Consider the following 15,562-nt stretch of genomic DNA (forward strand, 5'->3'; position numbering starts at 1 on the left):
AGCGCGGTAGCGATGACCACGACGCCGGGTGTCCCCGGCGCGCCGCTCTGACGTAACCACCGTCGACCAGGCCCCGGGGCGATCCGCCCCCGAGGGCAGTGCGCCGTTCGGAGCTCAGGTCGCCTCCGGGTCGTACCCGATCCAGGAGCCCGACATGATCGACCACCGTAGGCTCGGCCGTGAGCTGGACCTCTTCGTCTCCGACCCGCTGGCCGGTGCCGGCCTGCCGATCTGGCTGCCGGCCGGCGCCGCCGCCCGGCACGCCGTCGAGGAGTACGTCCGAGAGGTGGAGCGCCGCTCCGGCCACCAGCACGTCTACTCGCCGCCGCTGGGTAAACGGGAACTCTTCGACCTCTCCGGCCATCTCGGCTACTTCGCCGACGACATGTTCCCGCCGATGCGGCTGAGCGCCGACGACGAGTTCGTGCTCCGGCCGGCGCTCTGCCCGCACCACGCGTTGGTCTTCCGGGCGCGGGGGCGTTCCTACCGGGAGTTGCCGTTGCGGATCGCGGAGCTGGGCGGGATGTACCGCTCGGAGCGCTCCGGCGTGCTCGGCGGGCTGTCCCGGGTCCGCGCCATCTCGCTCAACGACGCGCACACCTTCTGCGCCCCCGAGCAGGTCGGCGCGGAGGTCGTCGAGATTCTCGGGCTGATCCGGGAGGCGCACGCCGCGCTCGGTGTCCGGCCGGCCGGGTTCCGGCTGTCGCTGCGCGGGCCGGGCGAGAAGTACGTCGGTGACGACGCCCAGTGGGCTCGCGCCGAGGAGTTGCTCCGGGAGGCGCTTGCCGGCGTGGAGTACGTCGAGGCACCGGGGGAGGCGGCGTTCTACGGTCCGAAGATCGATGTCCAGATCGTCGACGCCGCCGGCCGGGAGTCGACCATCTCCACCATCCAGCTGGACTTCGACAAGCCGGAACGGTTCGACCTGTCGTACACCGACTCGGACGGCAGCCGGCGTCGGCCGGTCATGGTGCACCGCAGTCTGGTCGGCAGCATGGAGCGGCTGTTCGCGTACCTCATCGAGGTGCACGAGGGCGCGTTCCCGGCCTGGTACGCGCCCGTACAGCTGGTGTTGCTGCCGGTCGACGACGCCCAGGCCGAGGCGGCGGCCGAGCTGGCTCGCCGTGCTGTCGACGCCGGCCTGCGGGTCGAGGTCGACGCCGCCGGCTCGCTCGGCGCCCGGGTCCGGGACGCGGCTCGCCGCCGCGTCCCGTACCTCGGGGTGTTGGGTGCCCGGGAGGTGGCCGGCGGGCACCTCGCGCTGCGCCTGCGCGGCGGCCGTGCCCTGGCCCCGATGCCGGCCGACGCCGCGCTCGCCCTGATCGGCCGGCAGGTCGCGGCCCGTGCGGCGGAACTGCTCCCCCCGGACTGACACGTCAGACCGCCGCCGGTTGGGCGGTGGCCGCCGGATCCTCGTCGACCACCGCCCCGGTGAACTGTGAGCGGTAGAGCCGGTGGTACGCGCCCTCGGCGGCGAGCAACTGCTCGTGGGTGCCCTGCTCGACGATCCGACCGTTCTCCATCATCAGGATCAGGTCGGCGTCGCGGATGGTGGAGAGCCGGTGCGCGATGACGAAGCTGGTCCGGTCCGAGCGAAGCGCCGCCATCGCCCGTTGCAGCAGCACCTCGGTGCGGGTGTCCACCGAGCTGGTGGCCTCGTCGAGGATCAGCAGCGACGGCTCGGCGAGGAACGCCCGCGCGATGGTGATGAGCTGCTTCTCGCCGGCGCTGACGTTGCTGCCCTCCTCGTCGATGACCGTGTCGTAGCCGTCGGGCAGGCTGCGCACGAACCGGTCCACGAAGGTGGCCCGGGCCGCGGCGAGGATCTCCTCCTCGGTGGCGTCCGGCCGCCCGTAGGCGATGTTGTCGCGGATGGTGCCGCCGAACAGCCAGGTGTCCTGGAGCACCATGCCGATCCGGCCGCGCAGGTCGTCGCGGCGCATCGTGGTGATGTCCACCCCGTCGAGGGTGATCCGGCCGGCGTCCAACTCGTAGAACCGCATCACGAGGTTGACGAGCGTGGTCTTGCCGGCGCCGGTCGGGCCGACGATGGCAACTGTGTGCCCCGGCTCGGCGACGAGCGACAGGTCGTCGATCAGTGGCTTGTCCGGCTCGTAGCGGAACGAGACGTGCTCGAACTCGACCCGACCGTGCGGGTCGGTGACCCGGGCCGGCTCGACCGGGTCTGGGGTCTGCTCGTCCGCGTCGAGCACCGCGAAGACCCGCTCGGCCGACGCCACCCCGGACTGGAGCAGGTTGGCCATCGAGGCGAGTTGGGTGAGTGGCTGGGTGAACTGGCGGGAGTACTGGATGAACGCCTGCACGTCGCCGAGGCTCATCGTGCCGGAGGCGACCCGTAGCCCGCCGACCACGGCGATCGCCACGTAGCTCAGGTTTCCGATGAACATCATCGACGGCATGATGATCCCGGAGATGAACTGCGCGCCGAAGCTGGCCCGGAACAACTCCTCGTTCTTCGCGTGGAACGCGGCCTCCACCTCACGCTGCCGGCCGAAGACCTTCACCAGCTCGTGACCGGTGTACGCCTCCTCGATCTGGCCGTTCAGCTCACCGGTGTGGGTCCACTGTGCGATGAACTGCTTCTGCGAGCGCTTGGCGATGCGCTGGGTGACGAGCACCGACAACGGCACCGCGACCAGAGCCACGAGCGCCAGCACCGGCGAGATCCAGAACATCACGGCCAGCACGCCGACGACTGTCAGCAGCGAGGTGAGCAGCTGACTGAGGGTCTGTTGGAGGCTCGTGGAGATGTTGTCGATGTCGTTGGTGACCCGGCTCAGCAGCTCACCGCGCGGCTGCCGGTCGAAGTAGGGCAGCGGCAGCCGGTTGAGCTTCTCCTCCACCTCGGCACGCAGCCGCAGCACGGTGCGCTGGACCACCCCGTTGAGCAGCCACCCCTGCCACCAGGACAGCACGCTCGCCGCCACGTAGAGCCCGAGCGCCAGCAGCAGCACCCGGCTCAGGGCGCCGAAGTCGATGCCCATCCCGGGCACCACGTCCATCCGGGCGAGCATGTCGGCGAAGCTGTCGTTGCCGCTGGCCCGGGCCGCCGCCACGGCCTGCTCGGTGCTGGTGCCCGGCTCCAACCTCCGGCCGACCACCCCGTTGAAGATCAGGTCGGTGGCGTGACCGAGGATCTTCGGCCCGGCCACGCTGAAACCGACGCTCACCACGGCGAGGGTGATGATCGCCGCCAGGTGCAGCCGGTGCTGGCGCAGCCGGCCGAGCAACCGCCGCGCCGACGGCCCGAAGTTCATCGACTTCTCGGCGGGCATCCCGGCGCTCATCCACCCCGGACCGCCGCCGGGGCGGCCCGGCGGCAGTCGCTTCGGCGTCCGACCGTCGCCGGCCGCCGTCCGTCCGTCGCCGGCCGGCTTCTGCGTGGGTACGGCCGCAGTGCGCGGCTCGTCGTGCTCGCTCATGCCGCCACCTCCGCCGTCTGCTGCGAGGCGACGATCTCGGCGTACGTCGGGCAGCTCTCCACCAACTCCGCGTGCCGTCCCACCCCGACGACCCCTCCGTTCTCCAGGACGATGATCTGGTCGGCGTCGATGATCGTGGAGGCCCGCTGGGCCACGATCACCACCGCGGACTCCGCGGTGACCGGCCGCAGAGCCGCTCGCAGCCGCGCGTCGGTGCCCAGGTCGAGCGCGGAGAACGAGTCGTCGAACAGGTAGATCTCCGGCTGCCGGACCAGGGCCCGGGCGATTGCCAGGCGCTGTCGCTGCCCACCGGAGACGGTGGTGCCGCCCTGCGCGATCGGGGCGTCCAGCCCGCCGGGCATCTGGGCCACGAAGTCCCGGGCCTGGGCGATCTCCAGCGCCGCCCACAACTCCTCGTCTGTCGCGTCCGGGTTGCCGTAGCGCAGGTTGCTGGCGACGGTCCCGGTGAACAGATAGGGCCGCTGTGGCACCAGACCGATCCGCCGCCACAGTTCGTCAGGTGCCAGCTCCCGCACGTCCACCCCGTCGACGAGCACCGCACCGGCGGTGACGTCGACCAGCCGGGGGATGAGCGACAGCAGAGTCGTCTTGCCGGCGCCGGTGCTGCCGATGATCGCCGTGGTGGTGCCCGGCGTGGCCCGGAAGGAGATGTCGCGCAGCACCGGCTCCACCGCGCCCGGGTACTGGAAGCGCACCCCGCGCAGCTCCAACTCGGCGCGGCTGGGCAGCTCGGTGACCGGCGCGCTGGCCGGGACCACCGAGGAGTCGGTGTCCAGCACCTCCACGATCCGCTCCGCGCAGACCGCCGCCCGGGGCACCATCATCAGCATGAAGGTGGCCATCATGACCGCCATCAAGATCTGCATCAGGTACGCCAGGAAGGCCGTCAGCGCACCGATCTCGATCGCGTTGGCGTCCACCCGCTGGGCGCCGAACCAGAGCACCGCCACGCTGGAGACGTTCAGCACCAGCATGACCACCGGGAAGATCAGCGCCAGCAGTCGGCCGGTACGCAACGCGGTCGCGGTCAGGTCGGCGTTGGCGACACCGAAGCGGTCCGTCTCGTACGGCTCACGCACGAACGCGCGGACCACCCGGATGCCGGTGATCTGCTCCCGCAGCACGCGGTTGACCGTGTCGATGCGGGTCTGCATCAGCCGGAAGCCGGGCACCATCCGACGGATGATCGCGCCGAGCGCGATGGCCAGCACCGGCACGCTGACAAGCATCAGCCAGGACAACCCGATGTCCTCGCGCAGCGCCATGAACACGCCACCGACGCTCATGATCGGCGCGGCGACGAGCATCGTGCAGCTCATCAGCACGAGCATCTGCACCTGCTGGACGTCGTTGGTGTTGCGGGTGATCAGTGACGGCGCACCGAACCGGGCCACCTCGCGGGCGGAGAAGCGGTTGACGTGCCCGAACAGCTCGGCGCGGACGTCCCGGCCGAAGCCCATCGCGACTCGGGCGCCGAGGTAGACGGCGGCGATCGAACAGACGATCTGGATCAGGCTGACCAGCAGCATCCAGCCACCGGTGCGCACGATGTAGTCGGTGTCGCCCCGGGCCACGCCCTGGTCGATGATGTCCGCGTTGAGGCTGGGCAGGTAGAGCGAGGCCATGGTGCCCACGAACTGGAGCAGCACCACCGCCAGCAACGGTCTCTGATAGGTGCGCAGTTGGCCGCGCAGGAGTCGGATCAGCACGCCGGGTCCTTCATCTCGGTAGGGCGTCCGGTCATCCGCGGGTCGTCGCCGCTGCCGATGACCTCAAGCAGGAACTCCCGGATCACCTGTGCCTTCACCGGGTCGGCGTCGACCGAGGTGAGGGGCCGTCCGGAGTGCATGAGCGCGTCGAGTGCGGCGACCCGCTCCCGCCCGGCGGGGGTGATGGCGAGTCGGATGCTGCGCCGGTCGTTGTCGTCGCGCTGCCGCTCGACCAGGCCGTCGCGCTCGAGTGTGTCGACGATGCCGGTCAGGGTCGCCGGCCGGACGAACCCCTTCTCGGCGACCTCCCGGTGCGGCAGCTCGCCGTGCCGGGCGAGCGTCATCAGGGTGATCATGCCGGCCTGGGTGAGGCCGTGCTCCTCGGCGAGATAGCGGTTCCACCGCTGCCCGACGAGGTGCCCGGCCACCACCAGGAGCCGCCCGAGCGGCACGTCCTGAAGGGTCACGAGTTCCACGGGACGTAGATTAGCCCCCTGATAGTCAGGGGCCAAACGAAATAACCGCAGCAGCCGCGACGAACACGAGTTGCAGTGCGGTGCGCTGCCTGAGCGGGGTGACCGGACGTCCGGCGAGGGTCAACCTTCGCTGGGCGGCCGAGACGTTGGCCGGGAACATCGCGAGCATCAGCAGGGCGAGTCCGGCTGCCGCGACTCGGGCGGTGGCCGGCATCAGCAGGCCGACCGCGCCGATCAGTTCCAGCACTCCGGTGAGGGTGAGCAGTAGGTCCGGTCGGGGCAGGCGTCCGGCACCGCGCGTACTTCGAGGTGATGTTCCGTCCCGAACTGCACCGGGCCGACGACCCCGAGCTGCTCGCCGCACGGGAGCGCGCTGGCGCGGCGCTCCGCTCCGGGGTGGCCGCCCTGCCCGGCGGTGGCGCGCCCGCCGATACCGACCGGGACGCGCTCGCCGCCTGGTCGATCGCCCACGGCTTCGCCACCCTCTGGCTGGCCGGTGCCCTACCGAACCGGGTGGGAAACAACCCGAGCGACGCGGCCCGCGAAGTCCTGCGCCGTCTGGCCCAGTAACCCCCTCCCGGCGTCGATCATGGAATCGTGGTGGGCGGTTCGCTGGTTATTGCCCGTTCTGTCGGGCACCACAACTCCATGATCGACGCCGGGAGGGGGTGGGGTGGGTTACCAGCTGGTGGGGAGGGGCATTCCTTCGGTGAAGCCGGCGGCGCTCTGCACGCCGACGATCGCCCGCTCGTGGAACTGGGTCAGGTCCCGTGCGCCGGCGTAGGTGAAGGCGCTGCGCACCCCCGCGATGATCTCGTCGATCAGGTCCTCGACACCGGGGCGGGCCGGGTCCAGGTGCATGCGGGCCGAGGAGATGCCCTCCTCGAACACCGCCTTGCGGGCCCGGTCGTACGGGCTGTCGTCGGCGGTTCGGGCGCTGACCGCCCGTGCCGAGGCCATCCCGAAGCTCTCCTTGTACCGCCGGCCGTCCGGCTCGGTGTAGAGGTCGCCGGGGGACTCGTAGGTGCCGGCGAACCAGGAGCCGATCATCACGTTCGACGCGCCGGCGGCGAGCGCGAGCGCCACGTCCCGGGGGTGCCGCACCCCGCCGTCGGCCCACACGTGCCGGCCCAGTTGCCGCGCGGCGGCAGCACAGTCGAGTACGGCGGAGAACTGCGGCCGGCCCACGCCGGTCATCATCCGGGTGGTGCACATCGCGCCGGGGCCGACGCCGACCTTGATGATGTCCGCCCCCGCCTCCACCAGGTCGCGTACGCCCTCGGCGGTGACCACGTTGCCGGCTGCGACGGGCACCCCCGGGTCCAGTTTGCGGACCGCCTGGAGTGCGGAGATCATCCGTGCCTGGTGGCCGTGCGCGGTGTCCACGACAAGCGTGTCCACCCCGGCTTCGAGCAGCGCGGCGGCCTTGCCGGTCACGTCACCGTTGATCCCGACGGCCGCCGCGATCCGGAGTCGGCCCCGATCGTCCACGGCGGGGGTGTAGAGGGTGGCCCGCAGCGCGCCCTGCCGCGTCAGCACCCCGACCAGCCGACCCTCGGTGTCCACCACCGGCGCGAGTCGGCGACGGCCCGCCGAGAGCCTGTCGAACCCGGTACGCGGGTCCGCGTCCGCCGGGACGGTGTGCAACTCGGTGGACATCACGTGCCGCAGCTGAGCGAACCGGTCCACGCCCGTGGTGTCCGCCGCGGTCACCACACCCATCGGCCGCCCGGCGTCGTCGACCACGATCACCGCACCGTGCGAGCGCTTGGGCAGCAGGTGGATGGCGTCGCCAACCGTCTCGGTGGGGCCCAGCGTGATCGGCGTGTCGTAGACCAGATGGCGCTGTTTGACCCAGGCGACGACATTCGCCACCACCTCGATCGGAATGTCCTGCGGGATCACCGTGATGGCACCCCGGCGGGCGACCGTCTCCGCCATCCGCCGCCCGGCGACCGCGGTCATGTTCGACACCACCAGCGGAATTGTGGTGCCGGTGCCGTCGCTGGTGGACAGGTCGACGTCGAGCCGGGAGCCCAGGTCGGAGCGGGCCGGCGCCATGAAGACGTCGGTATAGGTCAGGTCGTGCGCGGGAACCGCGCCGTGAAGGAAGCGCACCGGGCAATCATTCCCGCTCGCGGCCGGTTCCACCGCCGGTGGTCGCGGAAAACACTCGCATCGCCGTGGGTCCTGGTCCCGGTGGTGTCGTCGGTGCCCGCCGAACCCAGCAGCAGCGGCGGAACGAGCCCGGCCGGCGCGACCCCGGTCAGCCCAGCAGGAGTGCCACGGCGAGGCCGGCCATCACGACGGCGATAACCGCGTCCAGCACCCGCCAGGCGACGGCACGGGCGAGCAGCGGCGCGAGGCGCTGCGCGCCGACGCCGAGCGCGGTGAACCAGACCGCACTCGCCAGGACGGCGCCGGCGCCGAACACCCACCGGTGTGGGTGTTGTTGTGCCACCCCACCGAGGAGCAGCACGGTGTCCAGGTAGACGTGCGGGTTCAGGTAGGTGAAGGCGGCGCAGGCGAGCAGGGTCGTCCCCAGCGTGGCCGGCGGCCGGTCGGTCGGCAGCAGGGCGCCGGGACGCAGGGCGCGACGGGCCGCGAGCCCCGCGTAGCAGAGCAGGAACGCCGCCCCGCCCCAGCGGATCGCCGTCAGCAGGCCCGGTCGGCCGGCCACAAGTGAGCCGACCCCGGCCACTCCGGCCATGATCAGCAGCGCGTCCGACGCGGCGCAGGTCAGCACCACGGGTACGACGTGCTCGCGCCGTAGGCCCTGGCGCAGGACGAAGGCGTTCTGGGCGCCGATGGCGACGATGAGCGCGATGGAGATCGAGAAGCCGGCGACGGCGGAGGTGAGCACGACCTCGACGCTAGGGTCGTCGACAGTCACCAGTCCAACTAAAGATTCTGACGTAACTTAAGCTCAGCTAATGGAAGGTCTCGACTCGGCGCAGCTGCGGACACTCGCGGCGGTGGTGGCGGAGGGCAGCTTCGACGCGGCGGCCCGGTTGCTGCACGTCACGCCGTCCGCGGTGAGTCAACGGATCAAGGCGCTGGAGGAGACCGTCGGGCAGGTGCTGGTCCGCCGCGCCCGACCGTGTGTGGCGACCGAGGCCGGCCGTCCGCTGCTGCGCCTGGCCGGGCAACTCACACTGCTCGAACGGGAAGCGCTCACCGATGCCCGTGGCCCACTGTCTGGCGGCGGACGGATCCGGGTCGCGGTGGTGGTCAACGCGGACTCGCTTGCCACCTGGTTCCCCACCGCGCTGGCCCGGTTGCCGCAGCGGGCCGGGCTCTCGTTCGACCTGCGGCAGGACGACCAGGACCACACCGCCGAACTGCTCCGCGACGGTTCGGTGACGGCTGCGGTCACCGCCCAGCGGGAGGCCGTGCAGGGCTGCCGGGTGCTGCGGCTCGGGGCGATGCGCTACCGCGCGCTGGCCTCGTCGGAATTCGCGGCGTCGTACTTCGCCGACGGACTCACCGCCGCCGCGCTGGCGAGCGCGCCGCTGATCGTCTTCGACCGGAAGGACCAGGTGCAGCACCGCTTCATCCGAGCGGTGGCCGGTCGGCCGTTCGACCCGCCGGTGCACTACGTACCGTCGGTGCCGGCGATCAGCGCGGCGATCCGCCTCGGTCTGGGCTGGAGCCTGGTGCCGGAACAGATCGCCGAGGCCGACCCGGACGTCGGCCGCTGTGTCGACCTCGCGCCGGGCCGGCACCTGGACGTCCCGCTCTACTGGCAGCACTGGCGGCTGGAGTCGGACGTGCTGAACGCCCTGACCGCCGCCGTCCGCGCGGTCGCGAGCGAGACCCTGCGCTGACCGTCCCCGGGGCGCTCAGGCGATGGTGCAGATCGGCGCCCCGGCGGTGATGACGGCACCGACCTCGGCGGCGAGACCACTGACGGTGCCCGCCTTGTGGGCGTGCAGCGGCTGCTCCATCTTCATCGCCTCCAACACCACGACCAGGTCACCCTCGGCCACGGTGTCGCCGTCCGCCACCGCGATCTTGACGATGGTGCCCTGCATCGGTGAGGTGAGCGCGTCGCCCCCGACCGGGGCGCCCGCCTTGGCACCACCACTGCGCCGAGCCGCCTTGCGGGGGGCGGGTGCCGCGGTGGTCGTACTCCCGCCGAAGCCGGCAGGGAGGCTGACCTCGAGGCGCTTGCCACCCACCTCGACCACGACGGTGTCGCGCTCGGCCGGCGCCTCGGCGGCGCCGGCGGCGGCGGTGAACGCCGGCACGGTGTTGTGGAACTCGGTCTCGATCCACCGCGTGTGCACGGTGAACGGCTCGGCGGTGAACGCCTCGTCCCGCACGACCAGCCGGTGGAACGGCAGTGCGGTGGCCATGCCGTCGAGGACCATCTCGTCGAGCGCGCGGCGGGCGCGCTCGAGGGCTTCGGTACGCGTCTCGCCCGTGATGATCACCTTGGCGAGCAGTGAGTCGAAGTTGCCGCCGATCACGTCACCGGCCGACACGCCGGTGTCGACCCGCACGCCCGGCCCGCTGGGCAGGCGCAGCGCGGTGACGGTGCCCGGGGCGGGCAGGAAGTTGCGGCCCGGGTCCTCGCCGTTGATCCGGAACTCGATCGCGTGCCCGCGCGGCGTCGGGTCCTCGGTGATCCGCAGCTTCTCGCCGTCGGCGATCCGGAACTGCTCGCGGACCAGGTCGATGCCGGCGGTCTCCTCGGTGACCGGGTGCTCGACCTGGAGCCGGGTGTTGACCTCCAGGAAGGAGATGGTGCCGTCGACGCCGACCAGATACTCCACGGTGCCGGCACCGTGGTAGCCGGCTTCGCGGCAGATCGCCTTGGCGCTCTCGTGGATCTGCGCGCGTTGGGCGTCGGTGAGGAACGGCGCGGGCGCCTCCTCGACGAGCTTCTGGTGGCGTCGCTGCAACGAGCAGTCCCGGGTGCCCACCACGATCACGTTGCCGTGCTGGTCGGCGAGGACCTGCGCCTCCACGTGGCGGGGCTGGTCCAGGTACCGCTCGACGAAGCACTCACCCCGACCGAACGCCGCGACCGCCTCGCGGGTGGCCGACTCGAACAGGTGGGGGATCTCCTCCATCGTGCGGGCGACCTTGAGGCCGCGGCCACCGCCACCGAAGGCGGCCTTGATGGCCACCGGCAGGCCGTGGTCGACGGCGAACGCCATCACCTCGTCCGGGCTCGCCACCGGGTCCGGCGTGCCGGGGACCAGCGGCGCGCCGGCCCGCTGCGCGATGTGCCGGGCGGTGACCTTGTCACCCAGGTCGCGGATCGCCTGCGGAGTGGGGCCGATCCAGGTCAGCCCGGCGTCGATGACGGCCTGGGCGAAGTCGGCGTTCTCACTGAGGAAGCCATAACCCGGGTGTACGGCGTCGGCGCCGGCCCGGGCGGCCACGTCGAGCAGCTTGTCGATGCGCAGGTAGGTCTCGGTCGCGCTGTCCCCGCCGAGCGCGTACGCCTCGTCCGCGAGGGTGGCGTGCAGGGCGTCGCGGTCGGAGTCCGCGTACACGGCGACACTGCCCAGGCCGGCGTCACGGCACGCGCGGATCACCCGGACGGCGATCTCGCCGCGGTTGGCGATGAGTACCTTGCGCACCTTCGTGGCTCCTCCCGGGCAGGTTACTGACGGGGAGTGTATCGGCCGGCCACGGCGGCCCTAACGATCGCTCAGTGTGGGATGCCGCACTGCACCCGCCACGGTTTAGTCAAACTTGGCTATTACGCTTATCGGGTGTCTTCGACTCGGATGATGATCCTCGGTCTGGTGCGGTGGATGCAGCCCGTGCACGGCTACGACGTGCGCCGCGAGCTGTTGAGCTGGAGCGCCGACAAGTGGGCGAACGTGCAGCCCGGATCGATCTATCACGCCCTCCGCAAGCTCACCGAGGAAGGGCTGCTCCGGGCCGTCGCGACCGAGCAGGTGGGTGCCCGTCCGGCGCGCACGACGTACGAGGTGACGGTCAAGGGGGAGGACGAGTTCGAGACGCTGCTGCGCAACCACTGGTGGAACGTCAGCGAGCCCACCGACCCGTTCGTGGCGGCCTTCTCCTTCCTGCCGGCCATGCCACGCGACGAGGCCGCTGCCGCACTCCGTAACCGCGCCAACCTGCTGCGCGCCGGCGTCGACTCGATGCGTGCCTCGCTCGGGTCGGACTGGGTGCGCAACCGCAAGCCGACGCACGTGGGCTGGATGTTCGAGCTGTGGTCGGCGCGCGCGGAGGCGGAGATGAACTGGTGCGAACGGATCGCCGAGCGGATCGATTCCGGAGTGTCGTACCTGCCTGCTGAGCTGGACGAAGAGCAGGGTTGGTCGGGGTGGAGGGACGGCGTGGAATCGCCCGACACCGACACGGAATAATCAACGTTGACTAGAAAAGCTATATCGCGTTAGCCTGCTGACGGCACAGCGGGGGAGTGCGCCGTCCGGCGTCGTCCCACTCGACGGCCGGTCCGACCGGCCCGAACGACCAGGAGCAGAAATGATCGAGACCAGGGGGCTGCGGAAGTCGTTCCGCTCCCGCGCGGGTCGAGAGACGAAGACGGTGGACGCCGTGCGGGGCGTCGACCTCGACGTTGCCAAGGGCGAGATCTTCGGCTTCCTCGGCCCGAACGGCGCCGGCAAGACCACCACGCTGCGGATGCTCGCCACGCTCATCGAGCCGGACGGCGGCGAGGCCACCATCGCGGGCGCCGACCTGCGCAAGGACCCCGCCGAGGTGCGCCGCCGCATCGGCTACGTCCCGCAGGGCGGCAGCACCTGGGACGAGTCCACCGCCCGCGAGGAACTGGTGCTGCACGCCCGGATGTACGGCATCAGCAAGGCCGACGCGCAGCGGCGCGCGGTCCGCGCCCTGGAGGCGTTCCAGCTCACCGAGTACGCGGACCGCACGTGCAAGACCTACTCCGGCGGCCAGCGCCGCCGTGTGGAGATCGCCCTCGGCATCATCCACGAGCCGAAGATCGTCTTCCTGGACGAGCCGACCACCGGCCTCGACCCGCAGAGCCGCGCCCACATGTGGGACGAGATCCGGCGGCTACGCGCCGACGGGATGACAGTCTTCATCACCACCCACTACCTGGACGAGGCCGACGCGCTCTGCGACCGGATCGCGATCATGGACAACGGCGAGGTGGTGGCCGAGGGCACGCCGACCGAGCTCAAGCGGGAGATCTCCGGCGACGTGGTGCTCGTCGGCCTCGACCTGACCGCCACCGAGCAGGCCGCCAAGGCACTCGACGGCGAGCCGTACGTCAACAAGCTGGAGACCGCCGACGAGGGCGGCCTGCGCCTCTATGTCGACGAGGGCGCCACCGCCATCCCGCAGGTGCTACGCCGACTCGACCACGCCGGGCTGGAGCTGCGCTCGATCGAGCTGCACCGACCCAGCCTGGACGACGTCTTCCTCACCAAGACCGGCCGCTCGCTGCGCGAGTCCTGACCACCGGAGACGACTCTCATGAAATTCGCCCGCGACACGTGGCTGATCTTCCAGCGCCAGACCCAACTCCTGCTGCGCAACCCGGTCTGGGTCTTCGTCGGCGTGTTCCAGCCGGTCATGTACCTGCTGCTCTTCGCCCCGCTACTGAAGCCCGCACTCAACGCACCCACCCAGGCCGCCGCCTACAAGATCTTCGTACCCGGTCTGCTGGTGCTGCTTGCCATCTTCGGTGGCCTGTTCCAGGGCTTCGGCCTGATCGCCGAACTACGAGCCGGCGTCATCGAACGCTCCCGGGTCACCCCGATCAGCCGGCTCGCCCTGCTGCTCGGCCGCTCACTGCGCGACGTGGTCTCGCTCATCGTGCAGGCGGTCATCATCACGCTGCTGGCGCTCCTGTTCGACCTGCGGGTGTTCATCGGGGACCTGCTGCTGGCGTACCTGATGCTCGCCCTGATCGCCCTCATGACCTCGGCCGTCTCCTACGGCGTCGCCCTCAAGGTCAAGAGCGAGGACGCGCTGGCCCCCCTGATGAACACCGTGGCGCAGCCGGTGCTGCTGCTCTCCGGCATCCTGCTGCCGCTGACCTTCGCACCCGGCTGGCTGCAAGGCGTGGCCAACTGGAACCCGTTCTCCTGGGCTGTCGACGGCACCCGGGCACTGTTCGCCGGTGACCTGGGCAGCGACAAGGTCTGGCAGGGCCTCGGCATCACCGCGGTCCTCGCCGCGCTCGGCGTCTACTGGGCCGCCCGCCAGTTCGCCCGCAGCGTCCGCTGACGTCCGGTGTTCGTGGAGATCGGGGTGCCTCGTGGTGGGGGCACCCCGATCTCCGTCTCCCGCGTTGGTGCCTGGGGCTGTCCAGCCGTTGTGGGCAGTGGTTGCCGACGGTCAGCGGACCCGGGCGAGGGTCAGGCCGTCCGCGATCGGCAGCATCACCGGGTCCACCCGTACGTCGGCGATGACCTCGTCGTTGAACGCGGCGATGGCCCGGTCACCGGCATCCTGCGGGGCGATCACCCGCCCGCCTCGCAGCACGTTGTCGACGGCGATCACCCCACCCGGACGCATCCGCGGCACCAGCTCCGCCCAGTAGACCGGGTAGCCGGTCTTGTCCGCGTCGATGAACGCGAAGTCCAGGTACCGCTCGTGCGGCAGCTCCCGCAGCCCGTCAGCGGCCGGGCCGATGCGCAGGTCGATCAGCTCCTGCACACCGGCCCGCACCCAGTAGCGCTGAGCGATGCCGGTGAACTCCTCGGAGATGTCGAAACAGGTCAGCCGCCCGCCCTCGGGCAACCCGCGGGCGATCGCCAGCGACGAGAGCCCGGTGAACGTGCCGACCTCGACGGCCTGCCGCACGTCGAGCAGCCGGGTGAGGAACGTCAGGAACGCGGCCTGCTCCGGCGCCACCTGCATGGTGGCGTGCTCCGGCAGCACCGACCGGGTCTCCTCGGCCAGATCCCGGATGATCTCGTCCGGTGGGGAGCCGTGTGCGACCAGGTAGGAGTGCAGCTCGTTGGTGAGCGGGATCGACTTGGTGGTCATGACCGGACGTTACCGACCGGCGCGACAATCGGCGGCCCGCCACGAGGGATTGGCCCGGCGCTCGGCGGATTGGTCTCCGCGCTCGACGGGTTAGCCGCCCTTGACGACGGACTGGCTGCCCGGCTCGACGGATTGGCCGCCCGGCGCGACCTTCGTCCACAGGTCGGTGATCCGTAGATCCAGCTCGGCCAGGAGCCGGCGCAGCAGCGGCATCGACAGCCCGACCACCGTCCCCGGGTCACCCTCGATCCGCTCCACGAACGGCCCACCCAGCCCGTCGATGGTGAACGCCCCGGCGACCGCAAGCGGCTCACCCGTGGCCACGTACGCCGCGATCTCCTCGTCACTGACATCAGCAAAGTGGACCGTGGTCGAGGCGACCGCCTCCGCACGCCGCCCGGCGTCGATGTCGACAAGGCAGTGCCCGCTGTGCAGCACTCCGCTGCGTCCCCGCATCCGCAGCCAACGCCGGGTCGCGTCGGCGGCGTCCGCCGGCTTGCCGAGGATCTCCCCGTCGAAGGCGAGCACCGAGTCACAGCCGATCACCAACGTCCGTTGACCGGCAACCGGATTCAGCCGGGTCAACACCGCCTGCGCCTTCAGGCGAGCCAACTCCAGACACAACTCCTCGGCCCGCTCGGCCATCACCAGGGACTCGTCCACCCCGCTGACCAGCACCTCCGGCTCGACACCGGCGGCTTGGAGCAACTTACGACGGGCAGGGCTAGCCGAGGCGAGCACGAGGCGGAGCGGCAAGGTCTCAGACACGAGCCCGACGTTACCGCCCACCCCCGAATCAAGGCAGACACCCCGCCCAGTCGCCACCGGCCCGCCTAGCGTGCGGCCCGCCTAGCGTGCGGCCCGCCTAGCGTGCGGCCCGCCTAGCGTGCGGCCCGCCTAGCGTGCGGCCCGCCTAGCGTGCGGCCCGCCTAGCGTG

13 protein-coding genes and 2 pseudogenes are annotated in these 15,562 nt (G+C 71.0%); 6 read left to right on the plus strand and 9 right to left on the minus strand.

The genetic code is table 11. From position 1 onward, the window contains the following. The first annotated feature begins 154 nt into the window (after positions 1-154). On the plus strand, positions 155-1,372 hold the full coding sequence (gene thrS, locus ACWER9_RS17950; RefSeq protein ID WP_452302887.1) for a threonine--tRNA ligase: 1,218 nt from the start codon (positions 155-157) through the stop codon (positions 1,370-1,372). A gap of 4 nt (positions 1,373-1,376) precedes the next feature. On the opposite strand, the gene ACWER9_RS17955 is transcribed toward thrS, so the two are convergent. The 4 genes and pseudogenes from ACWER9_RS17955 to ACWER9_RS17970 all read right to left on the minus strand — a co-directional run. After that, entirely contained in the window at positions 1,377-3,308 is a 1,932-nt protein-coding gene (locus ACWER9_RS17955; protein ID WP_452302922.1) for an ABC transporter ATP-binding protein, read from the minus strand. Between the two features lie 131 nt (positions 3,309-3,439). Beyond that, entirely contained in the window at positions 3,440-5,173 is a 1,734-nt protein-coding gene (locus tag ACWER9_RS17960) for an ABC transporter ATP-binding protein (protein ID WP_452302888.1), read from the minus strand. After that, complete coding sequence (locus tag ACWER9_RS17965) at positions 5,167-5,649, minus strand: MarR family winged helix-turn-helix transcriptional regulator (protein ID WP_452302889.1); 483 nt, start codon at positions 5,647-5,649, stop codon at positions 5,167-5,169. The genes ACWER9_RS17960 and ACWER9_RS17965 overlap by 7 nt, the downstream gene beginning before the upstream one ends. A 25-nt stretch (positions 5,650-5,674) precedes the next feature. Further along, positions 5,675-5,935 (minus strand): annotated as a pseudogene (locus tag ACWER9_RS17970) (DoxX family protein); the annotation flags it as partial. Between ACWER9_RS17970 and ACWER9_RS17975 the strand changes: the two are divergent. Next, positions 5,929-6,219 (plus strand): annotated as a pseudogene (locus ACWER9_RS17975) (TetR-like C-terminal domain-containing protein); the annotation flags it as partial. The pseudogenes ACWER9_RS17970 and ACWER9_RS17975 overlap by 7 nt on opposite strands. 108 nt (positions 6,220-6,327) lie before the next feature. Here the strand turns inward: ACWER9_RS17975 and ACWER9_RS17980 are convergent. Together ACWER9_RS17980 and ACWER9_RS17985 are read right to left on the minus strand one after the other, a co-directional pair. After that, complete coding sequence (locus tag ACWER9_RS17980) at positions 6,328-7,767, minus strand: GuaB1 family IMP dehydrogenase-related protein (RefSeq protein WP_452302890.1); 1,440 nt, start codon at positions 7,765-7,767, stop codon at positions 6,328-6,330. A 148-nt stretch (positions 7,768-7,915) separates the two neighbouring features. Further along, entirely contained in the window at positions 7,916-8,512 is a 597-nt protein-coding gene (locus ACWER9_RS17985; protein ID WP_452302891.1) for a LysE/ArgO family amino acid transporter, read from the minus strand. A 70-nt stretch (positions 8,513-8,582) separates the two neighbouring features. Here ACWER9_RS17985 and ACWER9_RS17990 point away from each other — a divergent pair, with 70 nt between their 5' ends. After that, positions 8,583-9,476, plus strand: coding sequence for a LysR family transcriptional regulator ArgP (locus tag ACWER9_RS17990; protein ID WP_452302892.1), 894 nt, complete (start codon positions 8,583-8,585; stop codon positions 9,474-9,476). Between the two features lie 15 nt (positions 9,477-9,491). Here the strand turns inward: ACWER9_RS17990 and ACWER9_RS17995 are convergent, their stop codons facing one another. Further along, the gene (locus tag ACWER9_RS17995; RefSeq protein ID WP_452302893.1) at positions 9,492-11,243 is read right to left on the minus strand and encodes an acetyl/propionyl/methylcrotonyl-CoA carboxylase subunit alpha; all 1,752 of its coding nucleotides are present in this window, start codon (positions 11,241-11,243) and stop codon (positions 9,492-9,494) included. A 150-nt stretch (positions 11,244-11,393) separates the two neighbouring features. Between ACWER9_RS17995 and ACWER9_RS18000 the strand changes: the two genes are divergently transcribed. The 3 genes from ACWER9_RS18000 (at position 11,394) to ACWER9_RS18010 (ending at position 13,860) form a co-directional block, all read left to right on the plus strand. Further along, positions 11,394-12,005, plus strand: a complete 612-nt coding sequence (locus tag ACWER9_RS18000) for a PadR family transcriptional regulator (RefSeq protein ID WP_452302923.1) — start codon at positions 11,394-11,396, stop codon at positions 12,003-12,005. A 121-nt stretch (positions 12,006-12,126) separates the two neighbouring features. Beyond that, entirely contained in the window at positions 12,127-13,086 is a 960-nt protein-coding gene (locus ACWER9_RS18005; RefSeq protein WP_452302894.1) for an ATP-binding cassette domain-containing protein, read from the plus strand. Between the two features lie 18 nt (positions 13,087-13,104). Continuing rightward, positions 13,105-13,860 (plus strand): ABC transporter permease, encoded by a 756-nt coding sequence (locus ACWER9_RS18010; RefSeq protein WP_452302895.1) that lies wholly within the window; start codon positions 13,105-13,107, stop codon positions 13,858-13,860. 111 nt (positions 13,861-13,971) lie between these two features. Here the strand turns inward: ACWER9_RS18010 and ACWER9_RS18015 are convergent, their stop codons facing one another. Next, a complete protein-coding gene (locus ACWER9_RS18015; protein ID WP_452302896.1) occupies positions 13,972-14,625 on the minus strand; it encodes an O-methyltransferase in 654 nt (217 codons plus the stop codon). A gap of 90 nt (positions 14,626-14,715) precedes the next feature. Continuing rightward, the gene (locus tag ACWER9_RS18020; RefSeq protein ID WP_452302897.1) at positions 14,716-15,393 is read right to left on the minus strand and encodes a Maf family protein; all 678 of its coding nucleotides are present in this window, start codon (positions 15,391-15,393) and stop codon (positions 14,716-14,718) included. Positions 15,394-15,562: the final 169 nt, after the last annotated feature.

The organism is Micromonospora sp. NPDC003944 (assembly GCF_053605225.1).

Coding starts and splice junctions, on each gene's coding strand:
- ACWER9_RS18010 (WP_452302895.1), top strand. CDS start 13,105: ATGAAATTCGCCCGCGACACGTGGCTGATCTTCCAGCGCCAGACCCAA.
- ACWER9_RS18000 (WP_452302923.1), top strand. CDS start 11,394: ATGATGATCCTCGGTCTGGTGCGGTGGATGCAGCCCGTGCACGGCTAC.
- ACWER9_RS17990 (WP_452302892.1), top strand. CDS start 8,583: ATGGAAGGTCTCGACTCGGCGCAGCTGCGGACACTCGCGGCGGTGGTG.
- ACWER9_RS18005 (WP_452302894.1), top strand. CDS start 12,127: ATGATCGAGACCAGGGGGCTGCGGAAGTCGTTCCGCTCCCGCGCGGGT.
- ACWER9_RS18015 (WP_452302896.1), bottom strand. CDS start 14,625: ATGACCACCAAGTCGATCCCGCTCACCAACGAGCTGCACTCCTACCTG.
- thrS (WP_452302887.1), top strand. CDS start 155: ATGATCGACCACCGTAGGCTCGGCCGTGAGCTGGACCTCTTCGTCTCC.
- ACWER9_RS17955 (WP_452302922.1), bottom strand. CDS start 3,308: ATGAGCGCCGGGATGCCCGCCGAGAAGTCGATGAACTTCGGGCCGTCG.